18 protein-coding genes are annotated in these 19,610 nt (G+C 57.3%); 8 read left to right on the top strand and 10 right to left on the bottom strand.

All coding sequences use genetic code 11. The features are described 5' to 3' along the window. Positions 1-4: 4 nt before the first annotated feature. The 5 genes from Q0V31_RS15425 to Q0V31_RS15445 all read right to left on the bottom strand — a co-directional run bounded on the left by Q0V31_RS15425 (position 5) and on the right by Q0V31_RS15445 (position 5,456). Entirely contained in the window at positions 5-865 is an 861-nt protein-coding gene (locus Q0V31_RS15425; protein ID WP_298188957.1) for a DMT family transporter, read from the bottom strand. Between the two features lie 2 nt (positions 866-867). Further along, positions 868-1,488, bottom strand: a complete 621-nt coding sequence (gene hflD, locus Q0V31_RS15430; RefSeq protein ID WP_298188959.1) for a high frequency lysogenization protein HflD — start codon at positions 1,486-1,488, stop codon at positions 868-870. Further along, a complete protein-coding gene (mnmA, locus tag Q0V31_RS15435; protein ID WP_298188961.1) occupies positions 1,485-2,603 on the bottom strand; it encodes a tRNA 2-thiouridine(34) synthase MnmA in 1,119 nt (372 codons plus the stop codon). The genes hflD and mnmA overlap by 4 nt, the downstream gene beginning before the upstream one ends. A gap of 62 nt (positions 2,604-2,665) precedes the next feature. Next, positions 2,666-3,106 carry an NUDIX hydrolase gene (locus Q0V31_RS15440; protein WP_298188963.1) on the bottom strand — a complete coding sequence of 147 codons (441 nt, stop codon included), beginning with the start codon at positions 3,104-3,106 and terminating at the stop codon, positions 2,666-2,668. A 124-nt stretch (positions 3,107-3,230) separates the two neighbouring features. Then, the gene (locus Q0V31_RS15445) at positions 3,231-5,456 is read right to left on the bottom strand and encodes an NADP-dependent isocitrate dehydrogenase (RefSeq protein ID WP_298188966.1); all 2,226 of its coding nucleotides are present in this window, start codon (positions 5,454-5,456) and stop codon (positions 3,231-3,233) included. Between the two features lie 361 nt (positions 5,457-5,817). Between Q0V31_RS15445 and icd the strand changes: the two genes are divergently transcribed. Continuing rightward, positions 5,818-7,074, top strand: a complete 1,257-nt coding sequence (gene icd / locus Q0V31_RS15450) for an NADP-dependent isocitrate dehydrogenase (RefSeq protein WP_298188969.1) — start codon at positions 5,818-5,820, stop codon at positions 7,072-7,074. Between the two features lie 72 nt (positions 7,075-7,146). On the opposite strand, the gene cspD is transcribed toward icd, so the two are convergent. Further along, positions 7,147-7,407 carry a cold shock domain-containing protein CspD gene (gene cspD / locus Q0V31_RS15455; protein WP_298191101.1) on the bottom strand — a complete coding sequence of 87 codons (261 nt, stop codon included), beginning with the start codon at positions 7,405-7,407 and terminating at the stop codon, positions 7,147-7,149. A 226-nt stretch (positions 7,408-7,633) separates the two neighbouring features. On the opposite strand from cspD, the gene clpS reads away from it, so the two are divergent. Further along, positions 7,634-7,996 (top strand): ATP-dependent Clp protease adapter ClpS, encoded by a 363-nt coding sequence (gene clpS, locus Q0V31_RS15460; protein ID WP_298188971.1) that lies wholly within the window; start codon positions 7,634-7,636, stop codon positions 7,994-7,996. A 29-nt stretch (positions 7,997-8,025) separates the two neighbouring features. Then, positions 8,026-10,296: an ATP-dependent Clp protease ATP-binding subunit ClpA gene (clpA, locus tag Q0V31_RS15465; protein WP_298188974.1), complete on the top strand. Its 2,271-nt coding sequence runs from the start codon at positions 8,026-8,028 to the stop codon at positions 10,294-10,296. Positions 10,297-10,396: 100 nt separating this feature from the next. Here clpA and infA read toward each other — a convergent pair whose 3' ends face one another. The 4 genes from infA to trxB all read right to left on the bottom strand — a co-directional run bounded on the left by infA (position 10,397) and on the right by trxB (position 13,160). Then, positions 10,397-10,615: a translation initiation factor IF-1 gene (infA, locus tag Q0V31_RS15470; RefSeq protein ID WP_002553999.1), complete on the bottom strand. Its 219-nt coding sequence runs from the start codon at positions 10,613-10,615 to the stop codon at positions 10,397-10,399. Positions 10,616-10,715: 100 nt separating this feature from the next. Further along, positions 10,716-11,423 carry an arginyltransferase gene (locus Q0V31_RS15475; RefSeq protein ID WP_298188978.1) on the bottom strand — a complete coding sequence of 236 codons (708 nt, stop codon included), beginning with the start codon at positions 11,421-11,423 and terminating at the stop codon, positions 10,716-10,718. A gap of 54 nt (positions 11,424-11,477) precedes the next feature. Next, complete coding sequence (gene aat / locus Q0V31_RS15480; protein WP_298188981.1) at positions 11,478-12,158, bottom strand: leucyl/phenylalanyl-tRNA--protein transferase; 681 nt, start codon at positions 12,156-12,158, stop codon at positions 11,478-11,480. 51 nt (positions 12,159-12,209) lie between these two features. Next, the gene (gene trxB, locus Q0V31_RS15485) at positions 12,210-13,160 is read right to left on the bottom strand and encodes a thioredoxin-disulfide reductase (protein ID WP_298188984.1); all 951 of its coding nucleotides are present in this window, start codon (positions 13,158-13,160) and stop codon (positions 12,210-12,212) included. A gap of 231 nt (positions 13,161-13,391) precedes the next feature. On the opposite strand from trxB, the gene ftsK reads away from it, so the two are divergent. The 5 genes from ftsK (at position 13,392) to serS (ending at position 19,582) form a co-directional block, all read left to right on the top strand. Beyond that, complete coding sequence (ftsK, locus tag Q0V31_RS15490; RefSeq protein WP_298188986.1) at positions 13,392-15,794, top strand: DNA translocase FtsK; 2,403 nt, start codon at positions 13,392-13,394, stop codon at positions 15,792-15,794. Positions 15,795-15,823: 29 nt separating this feature from the next. Continuing rightward, positions 15,824-16,450 carry an outer membrane lipoprotein chaperone LolA gene (gene lolA, locus Q0V31_RS15495; protein ID WP_298188989.1) on the top strand — a complete coding sequence of 209 codons (627 nt, stop codon included), beginning with the start codon at positions 15,824-15,826 and terminating at the stop codon, positions 16,448-16,450. Positions 16,451-16,484: 34 nt separating this feature from the next. Next, entirely contained in the window at positions 16,485-17,810 is a 1,326-nt protein-coding gene (locus Q0V31_RS15500; RefSeq protein WP_298188992.1) for a replication-associated recombination protein A, read from the top strand. Next, complete coding sequence (gene crcB / locus Q0V31_RS15505) at positions 17,807-18,187, top strand: fluoride efflux transporter CrcB (RefSeq protein WP_298188994.1); 381 nt, start codon at positions 17,807-17,809, stop codon at positions 18,185-18,187. Before Q0V31_RS15500 ends, crcB begins: the two co-directional genes overlap by 4 nt. Positions 18,188-18,301: 114 nt before the next feature. Continuing rightward, a complete protein-coding gene (serS, locus tag Q0V31_RS15510; RefSeq protein WP_298188997.1) occupies positions 18,302-19,582 on the top strand; it encodes a serine--tRNA ligase in 1,281 nt (426 codons plus the stop codon). The last annotated feature ends 28 nt before the right edge of the window (positions 19,583-19,610 follow it).

Consider the following 19,610-nt stretch of genomic DNA (forward strand, 5'->3'; position numbering starts at 1 on the left):
CCGTTCAGCTGCGTTTGCGTCGAGTAATGGATAACAGGCTGGCACTGAAAATCAGGGCGGCACCAATCCATGAGGTTAAGTCAGGTGTTTCACCCCAGCGCCACCAGGCAATCGCCCCGGCAAATACGATCGCCAAATAGGCAAAGGGGCCGATCAGACCAGGTGGAGCCAGGCCGTAAGCCTTGGACATAATGATTTGACTGGCCGTCGCCAGCAGGCCAATCACCAGTAACAGCAGCAGCTCATGCTGGGTCATTGGCTGCCAGGCCCACGCCAGTGGGATGGCTGAGATCACGGCGCTGAACAGCGAAAAATAGAAGACGATACGAAATGCCGGTTCGGTGTCGCTCATCTCGCGGATCGAGACAAAGGCAAAGGCTGCCAGCACGCTGGCGGCCATGCCGATCAACGTCTGGCTATCGAGTAGTGCGGCAGAGGGTTTGGCTACCAGCAACACGCCAACGAGGCCAATCCCCGTCGTCACCAGCATGCGTTTAGTCAGCGGCTCCTTGAGCCACCACCAGGCAATCAGCGGGGTGAATAGCGGGGCCGAGTAGGTGAAGAGCATGGCGTCAGCCAGCGGTAGGTGGGCAATCGCGTAGAAGAAGCAGTACATCGCTGCCAAGCCGTACGTAGTGCGCCACAGGTGAGACTTTAACCGTGTGGTTTTAAGCGGCCGGACACCCTTTAGCAGCACCAGCGGTAGAAAAAACAGCACGCCAATCAGGTTGCGAAAGAACACCACCGACTCGTTGTTGACGCTGACGGATACTTCGCGAACACCGACCCCCATTAGCGAGAACAGCAGCGCAGAAAGTGCCAGCAATACCGCGCCCTGTAGCGGCTTGACCGAACGCGTAGTCATGTTCAGCCGCGCAGCAGAGGGTAGAGCTCTTTGAGCAACTTGCTGCGGCTGAACACCATCTGCCAGCGATGACCGCCCAGTTGACGCCACAGCCGTGCAGAGCGAATGCCGGCGAGGAGCAGGGCGCGGATTTTCGCGGCATTGTTGGCTTGCTGCAGGTGGCGCATGTCACCTTGCACCTGAATCCGCTGGCGGAAGGTGCTGATGGTGTCCTGGTACAGGGCGCCGCAGTTGGCGATGACATTTTCATGGGTCGGACCGAAGTGCTCGACCTGCTGTTGGACTTGGTCGAGGCGACTGCCCATTACTTGCAGCATATCGCCGCGCTTATTCAGTTGCCGCTCCAGCGAGGTCAAGGCCAGTGCGTAGCGCAGCGGTTCGCGCTGCAGGCTGGCTGGGTCACGTTCCAGTGCCCCCACCAAGGCGCGGTAACCCTCGCGCAAATTAAGATCATCGCCGCCATACACGTCTAGCGTGCTCTTTGGGTCGCGCACCAGCAGGCTGTTAATCAAACACGCCACGGCAGGTTCGCTGACCTGGCCGGTACGCGCCAGCGTGTCGACCAGTACAGCGGATTCAAATACCGCGCCGAGGGCGATCAGTTGTTCGCGGATCGGGTTCATGCCTGCGGCTCCGGTGTAGTCCAAGGCTCGGCGACTTCAATCACGCCGCCGCCCAAGCAGATCTCACCGTCGTAAAACACCACGGATTGGCCTGGGGTTACCGCGCGCTGTGGTTCGTCAAATGTCGCGCGGTAGCCGCTGGCGGTTTGTTCCAGCGTGCAGGCCTGATCGGCCTGGCGATAGCGCACCTTGGCAGTCAGCTGGCGTGGCGTCGTTAAATCAACCGGGTTGACCCAGTAGATCTCCGAGGCGAGCAGGGCGCGACTGAACAGCCAGGGATGATTATTGCCCTGGCCGACCACCAACACATTACGTGTCAGGTCTTTGCGCAAGACATACCACGGCTCGTCACTGGCATCCTTCAAACCGCCAATGCCCAGACCCTGGCGCTGGCCGATGGTGTGGTACATCAGGCCGTGGTGGCGGCCGATGACGTCGCCATCGGTAGTTTCGATATTGCCAGGCTGTGCGGGCAGGTACTGCTTGAGGAAGTCACTGAAACGCCGCTCACCAATAAAGCAGATGCCGGTGGAGTCTTTCTTTTTCGCCGTGGCCAACTGGTATTTTTCGGCAATGGCACGCACCGCAGGCTTTTCCAGTTCGCCGACCGGGAACAGGGTCTTGGCAATCTGCTCACCGCCAACGGCATGCAGGAAGTAGCTCTGGTCCTTGTTAGGGTCCAGGCCCTTGAGCAGCTCAGTGCGTGCGTCGATATCACGACGGCGCACGTAATGGCCGGTGGCGATCAAGTCGGCACCAAGCATCAGGGCGTAGTCGAGGAAGGCTTTGAACTTGATTTCGCGGTTACACAGGATGTCCGGGTTGGGCGTGCGCCCAGCCTTGTATTCAGCCAGGAAGTGCTCGAACACGTTGTCCCAGTATTCGGCGGCAAAATTGGCGGTGTGCAGCTTGATGCCAATTTTGTCGCAGACCGCCTGCGCATCCGCCAGGTCGTCCATGGCGGTGCAGTAGTCGGTGCCGTCGTCTTCGTCCCAGTTCTTCATGAACAGGCCTTCGACCTGATAACCCTGTTCAAGCAGAAGCAGGGCGGATACGGAGGAGTCTACGCCGCCGGACATGCCGACGATGACGCGCTGGGTGCTTGGCTCTTGCATGGGAATACTGGACACGGCTTTAGAAAAAGAGCGCGATTCTAGCAGGCCGCGAAGCCCGGCCGTTAATCGCGGATGAGTGACAGCGGAAAACAGTCCCCGCTCAGGTAGTCATCGATGCAGCGCAATACCAGTTCGCTGCGCCAGCGCTCGGGTTGGGCAGCCAGTTCGTCACGGCTTAGCCAGCGTGGGCCAATGATGCCGTCATCCAGCGTGTAGTCAGGGTGGTGGCGCAGCGCTTTGCCGGCAAAACACACGCGTTGATAGGTCACGCCATTGCTGGGTGCGGTGTACAGGTAGATTCCCGTTACGCTGGTCAGCTCGACATCCCAGCCGGTTTCTTCAAGTGTTTCGCGGATCGCCGCTTGCAACAGGCTTTCGTTGGCGTCCAGGTGTCCGGCGGGTTGATTGAATACGGCTCGACCTTCGGCCATTTCCTCGACAAGAAGGAAACGGCCCTGGTCTTCAATGACTGTGGCGACGGTGATATGCGGCTGCCAATCCATGTTCACTTTAACCTGCTAAGAAAAAATCGATCATAGCCTGATTCTACCCGTGCAAAACGCAGCAGCCCCGGCACAAGGCCAGGGCTGCTGTTGTTACAACATCTTTAATGCAAGGCGTTAGGCTTTACGCAAGCGCAGCGAGGGCTGCGTTAAACGTCGCGCTGGGGCGCATAACCTGGCTGGTCAGTTGTGGGTTGGAGCGGTAGTAACCGCCAATATCCACAGGCTTGCCTTGCACCGCGCCGAGTTCGGCAACGATGGCAGCTTCATTCTCGCTCAGGCTTTTCGCCAGCGGCGCGAACTGCGCCTGCAGCTCAAGATCTTCGGTCTGGGCAGCCAGCTCCTGTGCCCAGTAGAGCGCCAGGTAGAAATGGCTGCCACGGTTATCCAACTCGCCGGTTTTGCGCGATGGCGACTTGTTGCTGTCGAGCAACTTACCGGTCGCCGCGTCCAGGGTGGTGCCTAGAAGCTTGGCTTTCGGGTTGTTGGTCTTGATCCCGGTTTCTTCCAGAGACACAGCCAGTGCCAGGAATTCGCCCAGCGAATCCCAGCGCAGGTGGTTTTCTTCAATCAGCTGTTGTACGTGCTTGGGTGCAGAGCCGCCCGCGCCGGTTTCGTACATGCCGCCGCCCGCCATCAGTGGAACGATGGAGAGCATTTTCGCCGAGGTGCCCAGTTCCATGATCGGGAACAGGTCGGTCAGGTAGTCGCGCAGTACGTTGCCGGTGACCGAGATGGTGTCCAGGCCACGGATCAAACGCTCCATGCTCACGCGGATGGCCTGGTTGTAATCCATCATGCGGATGTCCAGGCCAGTGGTGTCGTGATCCTGCAGGTAGGCTTCAACTTTCTTCTGCAGTTCGCGGTCGTGAGCACGCTCTGGGTCGAGCCAGAAGATTGCTGGAGTGTTGGATTGGCGGGCGCGGGTGACAGCCAGCTTGACCCAGTCACGGATCGGCGCGTCTTTGGTCTGGCAGGCGCGCCAGATGTCGCCGGCTTCAACTTCGTGCTGCATCAGTAGTGTGCCGTCTTCCAGCACTACACGCATGCTGCCATCGACGGTCATCTCGAAGGTTTTGTCGTGGGAGCCGTATTCTTCAGCCTTCTGCGCCATCAGGCCAACGTTCGGTACGCTGCCCATGGTGGTGGGGTCAAACGCACCGTTGGTTTTGCAGAAATTGATCATTTCCTGGTAGATGCGGGCGTAGGTGCTTTCCGGCATCACCGCTTTGGTGTCCTTGAGCTTGCCGTCCTTGCCCCACATCTTTCCGGAACTGCGGATCATCGCCGGCATCGAGGCGTCGACGATCACGTCACTCGGGATGTGCAGGTTGGTGATGCCCTTGACGGAATCAACCATAGCCATCTCTGGGCGACCGCTGTAGCAGGCGTGGATGTCGTCGAGGATTTCTTCCTGCAGAGACGCCGGCAGCGACTTGATTTTGTCGTAGACGCTGCTGATGCCGTTATTGGGGTTGACGCCCAGTTCGTCAAACAAGCTGGCGTACTTATCAAAAACGCCTTTGTAGTAGACGCTGACCGCGTGACCAAAGACGATCGGGTGGGAGACCTTCATCATGGTCGCCTTGACGTGCAGGGACCACATTACGCCGGTGTCCTTGCAGTCTTGCAGGGTCTTCTCGAAGAAGTCACGCAGCTTGCGGCAGCTCATGTACATGCTGTCGAAGACTTCGCCTTCCTGCAGAGTGAGTTGTTTCTTGACTTCGACCTTGCCGTTTTTGCCCACAAACTCGATACGCACGTCACCGGCCTTGGCCATGGTGATCGATTGTTCGCTGGAGAAGAAGTCGCCGCCGCGCATGTAGTCGGCGTGGGACTGCGAAGCCATGCTCCACTCACCCATTGAGTGCGGGTGTTTGCGCACAAATGCTTTTACTGCAGCCGGCGCACGACGATCGGAGTTGCCTTCACGCAGCACCGGGTTCACCGCACTGCCAAGCACTTTGCTGTAGCGTGCGCGGGCTTCTTTTTCCGCATCAGTTTGCGGGTCTTCAGGGAAATCCGGGATGTTATAGCCCTGCGCCTGCAGCTCGGCGATGGCGCCTTTCAGCTGTGGCACCGAGGCACTGATGTTAGGCAGCTTGATGATGTTGGCTTCTGGCGAGGTCGCCAGAATGGCCAGCTTGGCCAGGTCATCATCGATCTGCTTGTCGGCATCCAGTTGGTCAGCAAAGCTGGCGAGGATACGCGCTGCAAGAGAGATGTCGCGGGTTTCGACGGCAATTCCAGCAGATGCTGCGAAGGCTTCTACAATGGGTAGGAGCGAGTAGGTCGCAAGGGCTGGGGCTTCGTCAGTGAAGGTATAAATGATCTTCGAAGTGGTGGACATTTAGAGTTAACTCTCTTCTTTGCTGAGCGTACACAGGCACTCGACATGCGTAGGTAAACGCCAAGGCCCATGATGAGTGGGCCTGAAGTCGAGGTGTGCCGCGGTGATGTTGGATGCACCAGTAGAGTGTTGAGCATTTCGAGCCGTTGAGTCGCTGTAGCAGTTCGACGGCTTCAAGACGCGAGCCACTTATTCGGGGTACCTACGCCTTATGACCTGTTGGTCAGGTGGGCAGTATATCACCGCGACCGTACGGCGCAGAATGCCTTGGTGCATAAGACCAATGAACATATGGTTTCGCCCGATTCAAGTGGGTTACTCTCGGGTGATCTGATTGTTTAACCACAAGACGGAGTCCAGCATGGGATACCAAAAGATCCAGGTGCCAGCAACCGGTGACAAAATCACCGTTAATGCCGATACATCCCTGAACGTACCGAACAATCCAATTATCCCGTATATCGAAGGTGATGGCATTGGTGTCGATATCAGCCCAGTGATGATCAAAGTCGTTGATGCTGCCGTGCAGAAAGCCTACGGCGGCGAGCGCAAGATCTCCTGGATGGAGGTGTATGCCGGCGAGAAAGCCACCCAGGTTTACGACCAGGACACCTGGTTGCCTCAGGAAACCCTGGATGCAGTCAAGGATTACGTTGTGTCCATCAAGGGCCCGCTGACGACTCCGGTTGGTGGTGGCATTCGCTCCCTGAACGTTGCCCTGCGTCAGCAACTCGATCTGTACGTCTGCCTGCGCCCAGTGCGCTGGTTTGAAGGCGTACCAAGCCCGGTGAAGAAGCCAGGCGACGTCGACATGACCATCTTCCGTGAAAACTCTGAAGACATTTATGCCGGTATCGAGTGGAAAGCCGGTTCGCCGGAAGCGACCAAGGTGATCAAGTTCCTCAAGGAGGAAATGGGTGTTACCAAGATTCGCTTTGACCAAGATTGCGGTATCGGCGTTAAACCTGTGTCCATGCAGGGGACCAAGCGTCTCGCGCGCAAAGCGTTGCAGTATGTGGTCGATAACGACCGCGACTCGCTGACCATCGTGCACAAAGGCAACATCATGAAGTTCACCGAGGGCGCCTTCAAAGAGTGGGCTTACGAAATTGCTGCTGAAGAGTTCGGCGCAACCCTGCTCGATGGCGGTCCTTGGATGCAGTTCAAGAACCCTAAAACCGGCAAGAACGTCATTGTTAAGGACGCTATTGCCGACGCTATGCTGCAGCAGATTCTGTTGCGTCCGGCCGAGTACGATGTAATTGCCACCTTGAACCTCAATGGCGACTACCTCTCCGATGCTCTAGCCGCAGAAGTGGGTGGTATCGGTATCGCCCCAGGTGCCAACCTGTCTGACACCATTGCAATGTTCGAGGCTACACACGGTACGGCGCCGAAGTACGCGGGCAAAGACCAGGTGAACCCCGGTTCGCTGATCCTGTCTGCTGAAATGATGCTGCGCCACATGGGCTGGATCGAAGCAGCCGACTTGATTATCAAGGGCACTAATGGCGCTATCTCGGCCAAGACCGTGACATATGATTTCGAGCGCCTGATGGACGGTGCCAAGCTGCTGTCGTGCTCGGCATTCGGTGACGCGCTGATTTCGCACATGTAAGCCAATCAGCTGCAAAAAAGGCCGGTCAATGATCGGCCTTTTTTATGGGCAACTATTTGCCCAGGTAGCAAATCAGACCTCTGCTGTTGAGGCGTGGGTCTGCTTAATTGCCGCAGGTGCTTCATTAGTGGTGGCCGCGCTGATGTTCACGGCGTGGAGTCCCTTTGGGCCTTGAATAATATCGAAGCTTACCGGCTGGCCAGCCTTCAGGGTTTTATAGCCGTCCATTTGGATGGCCGAGTAGTGGGCGAACAGGTCCTCATCTCGACCGTCGGCGACGATGAAACCGTAACCTTTGGCGTTGTTGAACCACTTGACCTTACCGCTAACCATGCTGATATCCCTCTGCAAAGGACTCCACGACTGGAGTATCATCCACTTCAATTTCACGTCTTGCTTGACATGCGCAAGCAAAGCTGTGACTCCTGAATACCCGCATAGGGTATTCATTGTTTGTAACACCGTTTTGCCGATAGTCAAGGCAATGCTGTCACTGGCTGAGAAGCCGTTCAAACTCTGTCCTGTACAGACTATCCGCCCATCAACGAAGCTATTCAGCATGCATGCACGTAGCCAGATTCGACTAACATCCAACCAAGACGAGCCCGCCGAGCACGAGGATGACTCCTACGGTTTAGCCGTACAGGAGGCCAAGCCCGCACTGCAGGCTCCACCGATGTACAAGGTGATCTTGTTTAACGATGACTACACCCCGATGGATTTTGTGGTTGAAATCCTCGAGGTGTTTTTCAGCCTGAATAGAGAACAAGCGACCAGAATCATGCTGGCCGTCCATACAGAAGGACGGGCAGTGTGTGGTGTGTTTACCCGCGATATTGCTGAAACCAAAGCGACACAGGTGAATCAATATGCGAGAGAGAGCCAGCATCCGCTACTCTGTGAAATAGAGAAGGACGGTTAACGCCGGCCACTTGGGTATGAGGTGAAGCTATGTTAAATCGAGAGCTCGAAGTCACCCTCAATCTGGCTTTCAAGGAGGCTCGTACCAAACGTCATGAATTTATGACGGTTGAGCATTTACTGCTAGCACTCCTAGATAACGAGGCCGCCGCCAGCGTATTGCGGGCCTGCGGTGCCAACCTAGACAAGCTGCGGCATGATCTGCAGGAGTTTATCGACTCCACTACACCGCTAATTCCTCAGCATGACGAAGAGCGCGAAACCCAGCCTACACTGGGCTTTCAGCGTGTTCTGCAGCGTGCGGTTTTCCATGTGCAGAGCTCCGGAAAGCGTGAGGTTACCGGTGCCAATGTTCTGGTTGCGATTTTCAGTGAGCAGGAAAGCCAAGCCGTATTTCTGCTCAAGCAGCAGAGTGTTGCGCGTATTGATGTGGTCAACTTTATTGCTCATGGCATCTCCAAGGTGCCAGGCCACGGCGGCCATGCGGACACTGAACAGGAAATGCAGGACGAAGAGGGTGGTGAGTCCGTCGGCTCTAGTAACCCTCTAGATGCCTATGCCAGTAACTTGAACGAACTGGCTCGCCAGGGGCGGATTGATCCGCTGGTCGGTCGTGAGATGGAAGTTGAGCGTGTGGCGCAGATTCTTGCGCGGCGTCGCAAGAACAATCCGTTGCTGGTTGGCGAGGCGGGTGTCGGCAAAACAGCCATCGCCGAGGGTCTGGCTAAGCGTATCGTCGATAACCAGGTGCCTGATCTGCTGGCTGAAAGCGTGGTCTACTCGCTGGATCTCGGCGCTCTGCTGGCCGGCACCAAATACCGCGGTGACTTCGAGAAGCGCTTAAAGGCGTTGCTCAATGAGTTGCGCAAGCGCCCGCATGCGATTCTGTTTATTGATGAAATCCACACCATTATCGGTGCCGGAGCGGCGTCCGGCGGGGTGATGGATGCATCCAACCTGCTCAAGCCAATGTTGTCATCGGGCGAAATTCGCTGCATCGGCTCGACGACATTCCAAGAGTTCCGCGGCATCTTCGAGAAAGACCGCGCCCTGGCGCGACGCTTTCAGAAAGTCGATGTGGTTGAGCCCTCGGTTGAGGACACTATCGGCATCCTGCGTGGCCTGAAAGGCCGCTTCGAGCAGCACCACAGCATCGAGTACAGCGATGAGGCGTTACGAGCGGCGGCCGAGCTGGCATCGCGCTATATCAATGATCGCCACATGCCGGACAAGGCCATCGATGTAATCGATGAGGCCGGTGCCTACCAGCGCTTGCAGCCTTTGGATAAACGCTTGACCCGTATCGATGTGGCTCAGGTTGAAGACATCGTGGCGAAAATTGCCCGCATTCCGCCTAAGCACGTCAGCAGCTCCGATAAAGAACTGCTGCGTAACCTTGAACGCGACCTGAAGCTCACGGTGTTTGGTCAGGACGCTGCGATTGACTCACTGTCGACGGCTATCAAGCTCTCGCGTGCAGGCCTTAAAGCACCTGACAAGCCAGTTGGCTCGTTCTTGTTTGCTGGCCCCACCGGGGTTGGTAAGACCGAGGCGGCGCGTCAGCTGGCCAAGGCCCTGGGGGTCGAGCTGGTTCGCTTCGACATGTCCGAGTACATGGAGCGCCACACCGTATCGCGACTGATCGGTGCGCCGCCTGGCTATGTCGGTTTTGATCAGGGCGGATTGTTAACCGAGGCGATCACCAAAACGCCGCATTGCGTGCTGCTGCTTGATGAAATCGAGAAGGCTCACCCAGAGGTCTTTAACCTGTTACTGCAGGTCATGGATCACGGAACCCTGACCGACAACAACGGCCGCAAGGCTGACTTCCGCAACGTGATTGTGATCATGACCACTAACGCCGGGGCTGAAACAGCTGCGCGGGCCTCCATTGGCTTTACCCATCAGGACCACTCATCTGATGCCATGGAAGTGATCAAGAAGAGCTTCACGCCGGAATTCCGCAATCGCCTGGATACCATCATTCAGTTCGGTCGCTTGAGTCACGAGGTGATCAAAAGCATCGTCGACAAGTTCCTTACCGAATTGCAGGCGCAGCTTGAGGGCAAGCGAGTCACCCTGGAAGTCAGTAGCACTGCACGTAGCTGGTTGGCTGAGAGTGGTTACGACGTGCAAATGGGGGCTCGCCCAATGGCGCGCTTGATTCAGGACAAGATCAAGCGCCCGCTGGCCGAAGAAATACTGTTTGGTGAGCTTGCTGATCACGGTGGTGTGGTGCATATCGACTTGGAAGGTGGCGAGTTGACCTTCGACTTCGAAACCACGGCTGAAATGGCCTAGGCGTAGTTTTCTTACGCGCACAAAAACGCCCGGCTATGCCGGGCGTTTTTACTGGAGCTTGGTGTAACAGATGCCAGAAAACTAAGTTTTCAGTGGCCTGTTAACGGGCGCGGTAAGTAATACGGCCCTTGCTCAAGTCATAAGGCGTAAGTTCAACGCGAACTTTGTCGCCAGTCAGAATGCGGATGTAGTTTTTGCGCATCTTTCCGGAGATGTGCGCAGTAACGACGTGCCCATTTTCCAACTCCACACGGAACATGGTGTTGGGCAGGGTGTCGACGACAGTGCCTTCCATTTCGAAGCTGTCTTCTTTCGACATGCAGTAAAGCCCTCGGTATCCAATGAATGGCCCGGTGCAACTGGCGCCAGGCAAAAGCGGCGTGCATTGTGCCCGAAATTTGGGGTTTACGCCAAGGGCTTCAGTTAAGGCAGGTCCAGCGTTGGTTGACGAACAGCTCAATGGGGCGGTACTGGGTCTTGTAACTCATCTTTCGACAGCTTTTGATCCAGTAGCCTAAATAGACTGCATGCAGCCCAAGACGGGCCGCTTCGGCAATTTGCCAGAGGATGGCAAAACGCCCGAGGCTGCGCCGTTCCTCACTCGGCTCATAAAAGGTGTACACAGCCGAAAGCCCGTTGGGCAGCACATCGGTTACGGCAATTGCCAGCAGCCGGTTGTCCAGGCGGAACTCATAGAAGCGTGAGAACGCTAAATCGCGCACCAGAAAGGTCGAAAATTGTTCGCGGTTGGGCGGATACATATCGCCATCAGCATGCCGTTGCTCAATGTAACGGACGTACAGTGCGTAATATTCTTCGGTAAACGTCGGGCGTACGGAGTGTACCTGGATATCCTGATTGCGCTTGAATATACGGCGTTGCTGGCGGTTCGGGCTGAACTGCGCCGCAGGAATGCGTGCCGGGACGCAGGCCGTGCATCCCTGGCAGTGCGGGCGGTAGAGGTGGGCGCCACTGCGACGAAAACCCATTTCTGAAAGCTCAGCGTAAACCTCCACATCCATCGGCTGACTGGGGTCGAGGAACAGTGTTGTGGCCTGTTCGTCGGGCAGGTAGCTGCAGGTATGCGGTTGAGTGGCGTAAAACTTTAGGCGGGCCAGCTCAGTCATGATCGGCTCTCGGGGCGGTCTTCAAACAAGTGTAAGCCAGCTGGGGGAACTCGCCTAGGCGAGCCAGTCTGCACGGCTGGGTTGGTCAAGATAGGTGCTTAGGTAGTGGGCAAACTCAGCGCGTGAAATCGATTGAGCACCAAGGCTAAGCAGGTGCTCGGTGGGCATTTGGCAATCGATAAGGACAAAGCCCCAGCTTTTCAGGCGTTCAACCAGCGTGACGAAGCCGACCTTGGAGGCGTTATCTGCGCGGCTGAACATCGACTCGCCAAAAAATAGCTGGCCCATGGCCAGGCCGTATAGTCCGCCTACCAGCTCTTGATCACGCCAGACTTCTACCGAGTGCGCCACACCCCGCTTATGCAGCTCAAGGTAAGCATCCTGCATGGGGCTCGTGATCCATGTTTCTATCGCATAGCTGCGAGGGCCTGCGCAGGCCCGAATGACCTCAGAGAACGCCTGGTCAAGGGTCACTCGGTAGCGCTCTTGACGCAGCGCCTTGGCCAAGCTGCGCGAGGTGTGAAGCTTGTCAGGCAGTAGAACGGTACGCGGGTCTGGCGACCACCAGAGAATCGGCTGGCCATCCTGAAACCAGGGGAAGCAGCCATGCCGATAAGCCTGAATCAGGCGCTCGGGTTGCAGGTCGCCGCCAGCGGCCAGCAGGCCGTTGGGCTCGCTTAGGGCTTTGTTGAGGGGCGGGAAAACCAGGGAGTCGCGTTGCAGCCACGTCAGCATGTGCAAAGCCAGGGGTAGGGCAGGGCGGATGTGCACCCGCCCTGAGGTGGATCAATTGTCGTCGAGGAATTTCTCGACATCCAGCGCTGCCATGCAACCGGCACCTGCTGAGGTGATGGCCTGGCGGTAAACGTGGTCGGCCACGTCGCCGGCAGCAAATACCCCTTCAATGCTGGTTGCGGTGGCGTTGCCTTCATTGCCGCCTTTGATCAGCAGGTAGCCATCACGCATTTCCAGTTGACCATGGAATAGGTCGGTATTGGGTTTGTGGCCGATGGCGATAAATACGCCCGCAAGCGGCAGGTCGCTTGTAAGGCCGGTTTGCGTATCCTTCAGGCGTGCGCCGGTAACGCCGGTGTTATCGCCCAGTACTTCTTCCAGTGCATGGTTCCAATGCAGTACCACATTGCCGTTGGCGGCCTTGTCGAACAGTTTGTCTTGCAGGATTTTCTCCGCGCGCAGCTTGTCGCGCCGGTGCACCAGGTGAACTTCTTTGGCGATATTTGACAGGTACAGGGCTTCTTCGACCGCGGTGTTACCGCCACCAATTACCGCAACCACTTGGTTGCGATAGAAGAAACCGTCGCAGGTCGCGCAGGCTGATACGCCCTTGCCAGCAAATGCTTCTTCCGATGGCAGGCCTAGGTATTGCGCCGACGCGCCGGTGGCAATAATCAGTGCGTCACAGGTGTACGTGCCGCTATCACCTTTCAGGGTGAAGGGCCGCGACTGCAACTCTGCGGTATGGATGTGGTCGTAGACGATCTCCGTGTCAAAGCGCTCGGCATGCTTTTGCATGCGCTCCATCAGTGCTGGGCCGGTAAGACCCTCAACATCGCCAGGCCAGTTATCCACTTCAGTCGTAGTGGTCAGCTGACCACCGGGTTGAATACCAGTAATGATCACCGGCTTGAGGTTGGCGCGGGCAGCGTAAACGGCAGCGCTATAACCGGCAGGGCCGGAGCCCAGGATGATCAAGCGTGAATGCTTGACTTCGCTCATAAAAACACCTCATAAGCCTTTGTCACAAAAGAGAATGCATGCTCCAATTGAGCCGCACGGAAGATATTGGCCAATATGCTACACCGAAGCGGGCAACGAGCGGGAGTCAACCGCTGCAGCCCGTGCAAGCGAGCGGTCGAGCCTGGCATCGCTTGGTTAAACCCGTACAATCGCTGCATATTTTGTCGTTAATCCATTATTCGGCGCCTCTTGCGCAGGAACACACGCGTTTTGAAGAAATCTAGCCCAACCACACAAATCCCTCTCTGGCGTCAGCAGTTGCCTTATCGACTGAAAGAAGGCGCACTGATTGGCTTGGGCGCACTTTGCCTGTATCTGTGGATGGCGCTGCTGACTTACGATGCCGCCGATCCGGGCTGGACCCACACCAGCAATGTTGAGCAGGTACAGAACTCAGCAGGTCGAGCCGGTGCCTGGTTTGCTGACATCCTGTTTATGGCCCTGGGCTATTTCGCCTACTTATTCCCGCTGCTGCTGGCGATCAAAACCCTGCAGGTGTTCCGCGCCCGCCACCAGCCTTGGCAGTGGAGTGGCTGGCTGTTCACGTGGCGATTGATTGGCCTGATGTTTCTGGTGTTGTCCGGGGCAGCGCTGGCATTTATCCACTTCAATTCCAGTTCGAGCATGCCAGCTTCTGCTGGCGGCGCGCTGGGTGAAAGCCTCGGCCAGCTGGCCATTGAAGGGTTGAATGTACAGGGCAGTACGCTGCTGTTGATTGCCCTGTTTCTGTTCGGTTTGACCGTGTTTGCTGACCTGTCTTGGTTCAAGGTGATGGACCTGACCGGCAAAATCACCCTAGACCTTATCGAGCTCATTCAGAGCCTGGCCAATCGCTGGTGGAATGCCCGGCTTGAGCGTAAACAGTTGGTCGCGCAGCTGCGCGAGGTTGATGAGCGGGTCGATGAAGTGTCTGCCCCCATAGTGCTGGATCGGCGCGAGCAGGCCAAAGTCAAAGAACGCCTTATTCAGCGCGAAGAGTCGCTGAACAAGCATATGAGTGAGCGTGCTACTCGCGCGGCTCCAGTGATCGCGCCGGCAGCTGCGCCGAAAGAAACTGAGCCCAGTAAACGTGTACTCAAGGAAAAACAGGTCAACCTGTTCGAAGACAGTGCTGTGGCCGGCAGTCTGCCGCCCATTTCGATCCTCGATGTGGCGGAAAAAGTGCAGAAGAAGTACTCGCCTGAGTATCTCGAGGCCATGTCACGCCTGCTGGAAATCAAACTCAAGGAGTTTGGCGTTGAGGTCATCGTCGAGTCGGTTCATCCAGGCCCAGTGATTACCCGCTTCGAAATCCAGCCTGCTGCGGGGATCAAGGTCAGCCGTATTTCCGGCTTGGCCAAAGACTTGGCGCGCTCGATGGCGATCATCAGCGTGCGGGTTGTGGAAGTCATTCCTGGCAAAACCACCGTTGGTATTGAAATTCCCAACGAAGACCGGCAGATCGTGCGCTTCTCTGAAGTGCTGTCGTCGCCTGAGTACGATGAAGCCAAGTCGCCGGTTACCCTGGCCCTCGGCCATGACATCGGCGGCAAGCCGGTGATCACCGATCTGGCCAAGATGCCTCACCTGTTGGTGGCCGGCACCACCGGCTCGGGTAAGTCGGTCGGGGTCAACGCGATGATTCTGTCAATTCTGTTCAAGTCCACGCCAGAAGAGGCGCGCTTGATCATGATCGACCCGAAGATGCTTGAGCTGTCGATCTACGAAGGCATTCCACACCTGCTCTGCCCCGTGGTCACCGACATGAAAGAGGCTGCCAACGCGTTGCGCTGGTCGGTCGCTGAGATGGAGCGCCGTTACAAGCTGATGTCGAAAATGGGCGTGCGCAACCTGGCCGGCTTTAACCGCAAGGTCAAGGACGCCATTGATGCCGGTGAGCCGCTGTCTGACCCGCTGTATAAGCGCGAAAGCATGCACGACGAAGCACCGTTGCTGAAGCCGCTGCCAACCATCGTGGTGGTGGTCGATGAATTCGCCGACATGATGATGATTGTCGGTAAGAAGGTCGAAGAACTGATTGCCCGTATTGCGCAAAAAGCTCGTGCGGCAGGCATTCACCTGATTCTCGCTACCCAGCGGCCTTCCGTGGATGTGATCACCGGCCTGATCAAGGCCAACATTCCGACGCGGATGGCGTTTCAGGTATCGAGCAAGATCGACTCGCGCACCATCCTTGATCAAGGCGGTGCCGAACAGCTGCTCGGCCACGGTGACATGCTGTATATGCCGCCCGGCACCAGCTTGCCGATCCGTGTGCATGGCGCTTTTGTTTCCGATGAAGAGGTCCACCGGGTCGTAGAAGCCTGGAAGCAACGCGGCACGCCAGACTATATCGATGACATCCTCAACGGTGCTGAAGAGGCCGGCAGCGGCTTTGATGGCGGCAGTGGCGAGGGCGGCGAGGGCAGCGAGACGGATGCGCTTTACGATGAGGCGGTCAATTTCGTCCTTGAGAGTCGCCGCGCTTCAATCTCTGCGGTGCAGCGCAAACTGAAAATCGGCTACAACCGTGCTGCCCGGATGATCGAAGCCATGGAAATGGCCGGCGTCGTCACCTCAATGAACACAAATGGCTCTCGTGAGGTCATAGCACCAAGCCCTGTTCGCGATTAATGCATCGCCCTGAATTGATAAGGAATCCCATGCGCCTGATTCGCATGCTGTTGCTGACCGTACTGAGTATTACCAGCGTTGCTGCCGTGGCTGACGATGAGGTCGCCGTGCAGCGTTTGACCGAACTGCTCAACCAGGCGCAGACCATTACTGCACGCTTTTCCCAGCTGACACTGGATGGCAGTGGCACTCAGCTGCAGGAAACCGCCGGCCAGCTCGTGCTCAAGCGCCCAGGGCTGTTCCGTTGGCACACTGATGCACCGATGGAGCAGCTGCTGGTCTCCAATGGTGAAAAAGTCTGGTTGTATGACCCGGATTTGCTGCAAGTCACCATCCAGACCCTCGATCAGCGCTTGACCCATACCCCGGCGCTGCTGCTGTCCGGTGATGTCTCGAAGATTCGTGAGAACTTCGATATCAGCCACAAAGAAGGCGGCAATGTGGTCGATTTCATCCTCAAACCGAAATCCAAAGACACCCTGTTCGACAGCCTGCGCCTGTCGTTTCGCAACAGCGTGCTCAACGACATGCAGCTGATTGATAGCATTGGTCAGCGCACCAACATTCTTTTCCTCAGCGTGAAAATGAATGAGCCGCAAGACGACGCGCAATTTATCTTCGAGATCCCGGCCGGCGTGGACGTGATTCAAGAGTAGAAAGTTTAAGAGCAAGAGGCGTTAACCCCCGATCATGGATCTGTTTCGCAAGGCTCCCGTCGCCCAACCCCTGGCTGCCCGTTTGCGTGCGGCCAGCCTGGATGAGTACGTCGGCCAGGAGCATTTGCTCGCCCGCGGCAAACCCCTGCGTGAAGCGCTGGAGCAGGGCGCACTGCATTCGATGATCTTCTGGGGGCCGCCTGGCGTGGGTAAAACCACCCTGGCGCGGCTATTGGCCCAAGTTTCCGACGCGCATTTCGAAACGATTTCCGCCGTGCTGTCCGGGGTTAAGGAAATTCGCCAGGCCGTGGAGGTGGCGCAGCAGCATGCGGCGCAATATGGCCGGCAGACCATCCTGTTTGTCGATGAAGTCCATCGCTTCAACAAGTCGCAGCAGGATGCTTTCCTGCCCTACGTGGAAGACGGCACGCTGATTTTTATCGGCGCTACCACGGAAAACCCCTCGTTTGAGCTGAACAACGCCCTGCTTTCACGCGCTCGCGTGTATGTGCTGAAAAGCCTCGATGAAAGCGCGCTGCGCAAGCTGGTTGAGCGCGCCTTGAGCGACCCTAAAGGCCTGGGCGAGCGCCAGCTAAGTCTGCCCGAGGAGAGCTTTAAAATCCTCCAGGCGGCTGCCGATGGTGATGGTCGGCGTCTGCTGAATTTTCTGGAGAACTCAGCGGATTTGGCCGAAGACGGCAGTGAAATCGGCAGCGAGTTATTGCTCGATCTGCTCGGTGATACCCGTCGGCGCTTCGACAAGGGCGGCGAAGCCTTTTATGACCAGATATCGGCGCTGCACAAGTCCGTGCGCGGTTCCAGCCCCGACGGCGCGCTGTACTGGTTCGCGCGCATGCTCGATGGCGGTTGTGACCCACTGTATATCGCCCGGCGCGTGGTGCGTATGGCCAGTGAAGATATCGGCAACGCCGACCCGCGCGCCTTAACCCTGTGCCTGAACGCCTGGGATGTTCAAGAGCGCCTGGGCAGCCCTGAGGGTGAGTTGGCCGTGGCTCAGGCAATTACCTACCTGGCCTGCGCGCCGAAGAGCAACGCGGTGTACAACGCCTTTAATGCCGCCATGCGTGACGCCGCCGAGCATGGCTCGCAAGAAGTTCCGCTGCACCTGCGTAATGCGCCAACCAAACTGATGAAACAACTGGGCTACGGCGACGAATACCGCTATGCCCACGATGAGCCCGATGCCTATGCAGCGGGGGAGGATTACTTTCCCGAAGCCTTCGAGCCCCGTAACTACTATCAACCGGTACCCCGTGGTCTGGAACTGAAAATCCGCGACAAACTGCAGCATTTGCAGAACCAGGACCGCAACAGCCCCCGACAGCGGAGGAAACCATGATTCGTGTGGCGTTGGCTGTGGCGCTAGGTGGCGCGGCGGGTTCCGTTCTCCGCTTTCTAACCGCCAGCTGGGTCGCGGCGCATTGGCCGCGGCACTTTTACCTGGGCACCTTTACCGTCAATGTTATTGGTTGCCTGCTGATCGGCCTGCTCTCGGGGTTATTGCTGTTGCGCAGCGATCTACCACTGGAGTTACGCAGCGGTTTGATTATCGGCGTGCTCGGTGGTTTCACCACCTTTTCGTCATTCAGCCTAGAGGTGCTCAAGCTGTTTGAGGGCGGTCGCCACAATGAAGCCTTTGCCTACCTGTTATGCAGTGTCCTTGGTGGTGTCGCCGCAGTTTGGGCCGGATTTGGCCTGGCCCGCCTCTACCAGTAGCCAGGCCCGCTAACGCGCGGTGTGGCACGCAACCCTGTTAAAGCCTTAAACTGCGCGGCATTGCGCGCCATGGCCACGGCCATGCAAACCCTTGTGATGTATTGAGACCAGAACATGCTTGATTCCAAACTCGTTCGTACCCAGCTCCATGAAGTGGCCGAGCGCCTGGCTGCTCGTGGTTTTGTCCTCGATGTGGCGCGCTTCGAAGCGCTCGAAGCGCAGCGTAAGACCGTGCAAACCCGCACTGAGCAGCTGCAGGCTGAGCGCAACAGTCGCTCCAAGTCGATTGGCCAAGCCAAGCAACGCGGCGAAGACATTGCGCCGTTGTTGGCGGAAGTGGACCAGATGGGCAGCGATCTGGAGCAGGGCAAGCGCGAGCTCGACACGATTCAGAGTGAACTGGACAGCCTGTTGCTGAACATTCCAAACCTGCCACATGAGTCGGTGCCGGTCGGTGCCGATGAAGAGGGTAACGTTGAGGTCTCGCGCTGGGGCACGCCGCGCAGCTTCGATTTCCCGGTTCAGGATCACGTCGCCTTGGGCGAGCAACACGGCTGGTTGGATTTTGAAACCGCCGCCAAGCTCTCCGGTGCGCGCTTTGCCTTGCTACGTGGGCCAATTGCCCGCATGCACCGTGCCCTGGCGCAATTTATGATCAACCTGCACACCAGCGAGCATGGCTATGAAGAAGCCTATACGCCGTATCTGGTGCAGGCTCCGGCACTGCAAGGCACGGGACAGCTGCCGAAGTTCGAAGAAGACCTGTTTAAGATCAGCCGTGAAGGCGAGGCGGATCTGTACCTGATCCCAACTGCGGAAGTGTCGCTGACCAATATCGTCGCCGGCGAGATTCTCGACCCCAAGCAGCTGCCGCTGAAGCTCGTGGCCCACACACCTTGTTTTCGCAGTGAGGCCGGCGCATCCGGCCGTGATACCCGTGGGATGATCCGCCAGCATCAGTTCGACAAGGTCGAGATGGTGCAGATCGTCGAGCCGAGCCAGTCTTTCGATGCGTTGGAAAGCCTGACTGCCAACGCCGAGCGCGTGTTGCAGTTGCTTGAACTGCCTTACCGTAAATTGGCGCTGTGCACCGGCGACATGGGCTTCAGCGCGGTGAAAACCTACGACCTGGAAGTCTGGGTGCCAAGCCAGGACAAATACCGCGAGATTTCTTCCTGCTCCAACTGTGGTGACTTCCAGGCGCGGCGCATGCAGGCGCGCTATCGCAACCCGGAAACCGGCAAGCCAGAACTGCTACACACCCTCAATGGTTCAGGCCTGGCAGTGGGTCGCACCCTGGTGGCGGTGTTGGAAAACTATCAGCAGGCCGACGGCAGCATCCGCGTGCCGGACGTATTGAAGCCCTATATGGGCGGCATCGAAGTTATCGGCTAAGCCGGCTTCAGTTGCACGTAACGGGGTG

The sequence above is a fragment of the uncultured Pseudomonas sp. genome, from assembly GCF_943846705.1.
Classification (GTDB): Bacteria; Pseudomonadota; Gammaproteobacteria; order Pseudomonadales; family Pseudomonadaceae; genus Aquipseudomonas.

Bases quoted from the DNA above. Each gene is read 5' to 3' on its own strand.
- Q0V31_RS15425 (WP_298188957.1), bottom strand. From the start codon at position 865: ATGACTACGCGTTCGGTCAAGCCGCTACAGGGCGCGGTATTGCTGGCA.
- hflD (WP_298188959.1), bottom strand. From the start codon at position 1,488: ATGAACCCGATCCGCGAACAACTGATCGCCCTCGGCGCGGTATTTGAA.
- mnmA (WP_298188961.1), bottom strand. From the start codon at position 2,603: ATGCAAGAGCCAAGCACCCAGCGCGTCATCGTCGGCATGTCCGGCGGC.
- Q0V31_RS15440 (WP_298188963.1), bottom strand. From the start codon at position 3,106: ATGGATTGGCAGCCGCATATCACCGTCGCCACAGTCATTGAAGACCAG.
- Q0V31_RS15445 (WP_298188966.1), bottom strand. From the start codon at position 5,456: ATGTCCACCACTTCGAAGATCATTTATACCTTCACTGACGAAGCCCCA.
- icd (WP_298188969.1), top strand. From the start codon at position 5,818: ATGGGATACCAAAAGATCCAGGTGCCAGCAACCGGTGACAAAATCACC.
- cspD (WP_298191101.1), bottom strand. From the start codon at position 7,407: ATGGTTAGCGGTAAGGTCAAGTGGTTCAACAACGCCAAAGGTTACGGT.
- clpS (WP_298188971.1), top strand. From the start codon at position 7,634: ATGCATGCACGTAGCCAGATTCGACTAACATCCAACCAAGACGAGCCC.
- clpA (WP_298188974.1), top strand. From the start codon at position 8,026: ATGTTAAATCGAGAGCTCGAAGTCACCCTCAATCTGGCTTTCAAGGAG.
- infA (WP_002553999.1), bottom strand. From the start codon at position 10,615: ATGTCGAAAGAAGACAGCTTCGAAATGGAAGGCACTGTCGTCGACACC.
- Q0V31_RS15475 (WP_298188978.1), bottom strand. From the start codon at position 11,423: ATGACTGAGCTGGCCCGCCTAAAGTTTTACGCCACTCAACCGCATACC.
- aat (WP_298188981.1), bottom strand. From the start codon at position 12,158: ATGCTGACGTGGCTGCAACGCGACTCCCTGGTTTTCCCGCCCCTCAAC.
- trxB (WP_298188984.1), bottom strand. From the start codon at position 13,160: ATGAGCGAAGTCAAGCATTCACGCTTGATCATCCTGGGCTCCGGCCCT.
- lolA (WP_298188989.1), top strand. From the start codon at position 15,824: ATGCGCCTGATTCGCATGCTGTTGCTGACCGTACTGAGTATTACCAGC.
- Q0V31_RS15500 (WP_298188992.1), top strand. From the start codon at position 16,485: ATGGATCTGTTTCGCAAGGCTCCCGTCGCCCAACCCCTGGCTGCCCGT.
- crcB (WP_298188994.1), top strand. From the start codon at position 17,807: ATGATTCGTGTGGCGTTGGCTGTGGCGCTAGGTGGCGCGGCGGGTTCC.
- serS (WP_298188997.1), top strand. From the start codon at position 18,302: ATGCTTGATTCCAAACTCGTTCGTACCCAGCTCCATGAAGTGGCCGAG.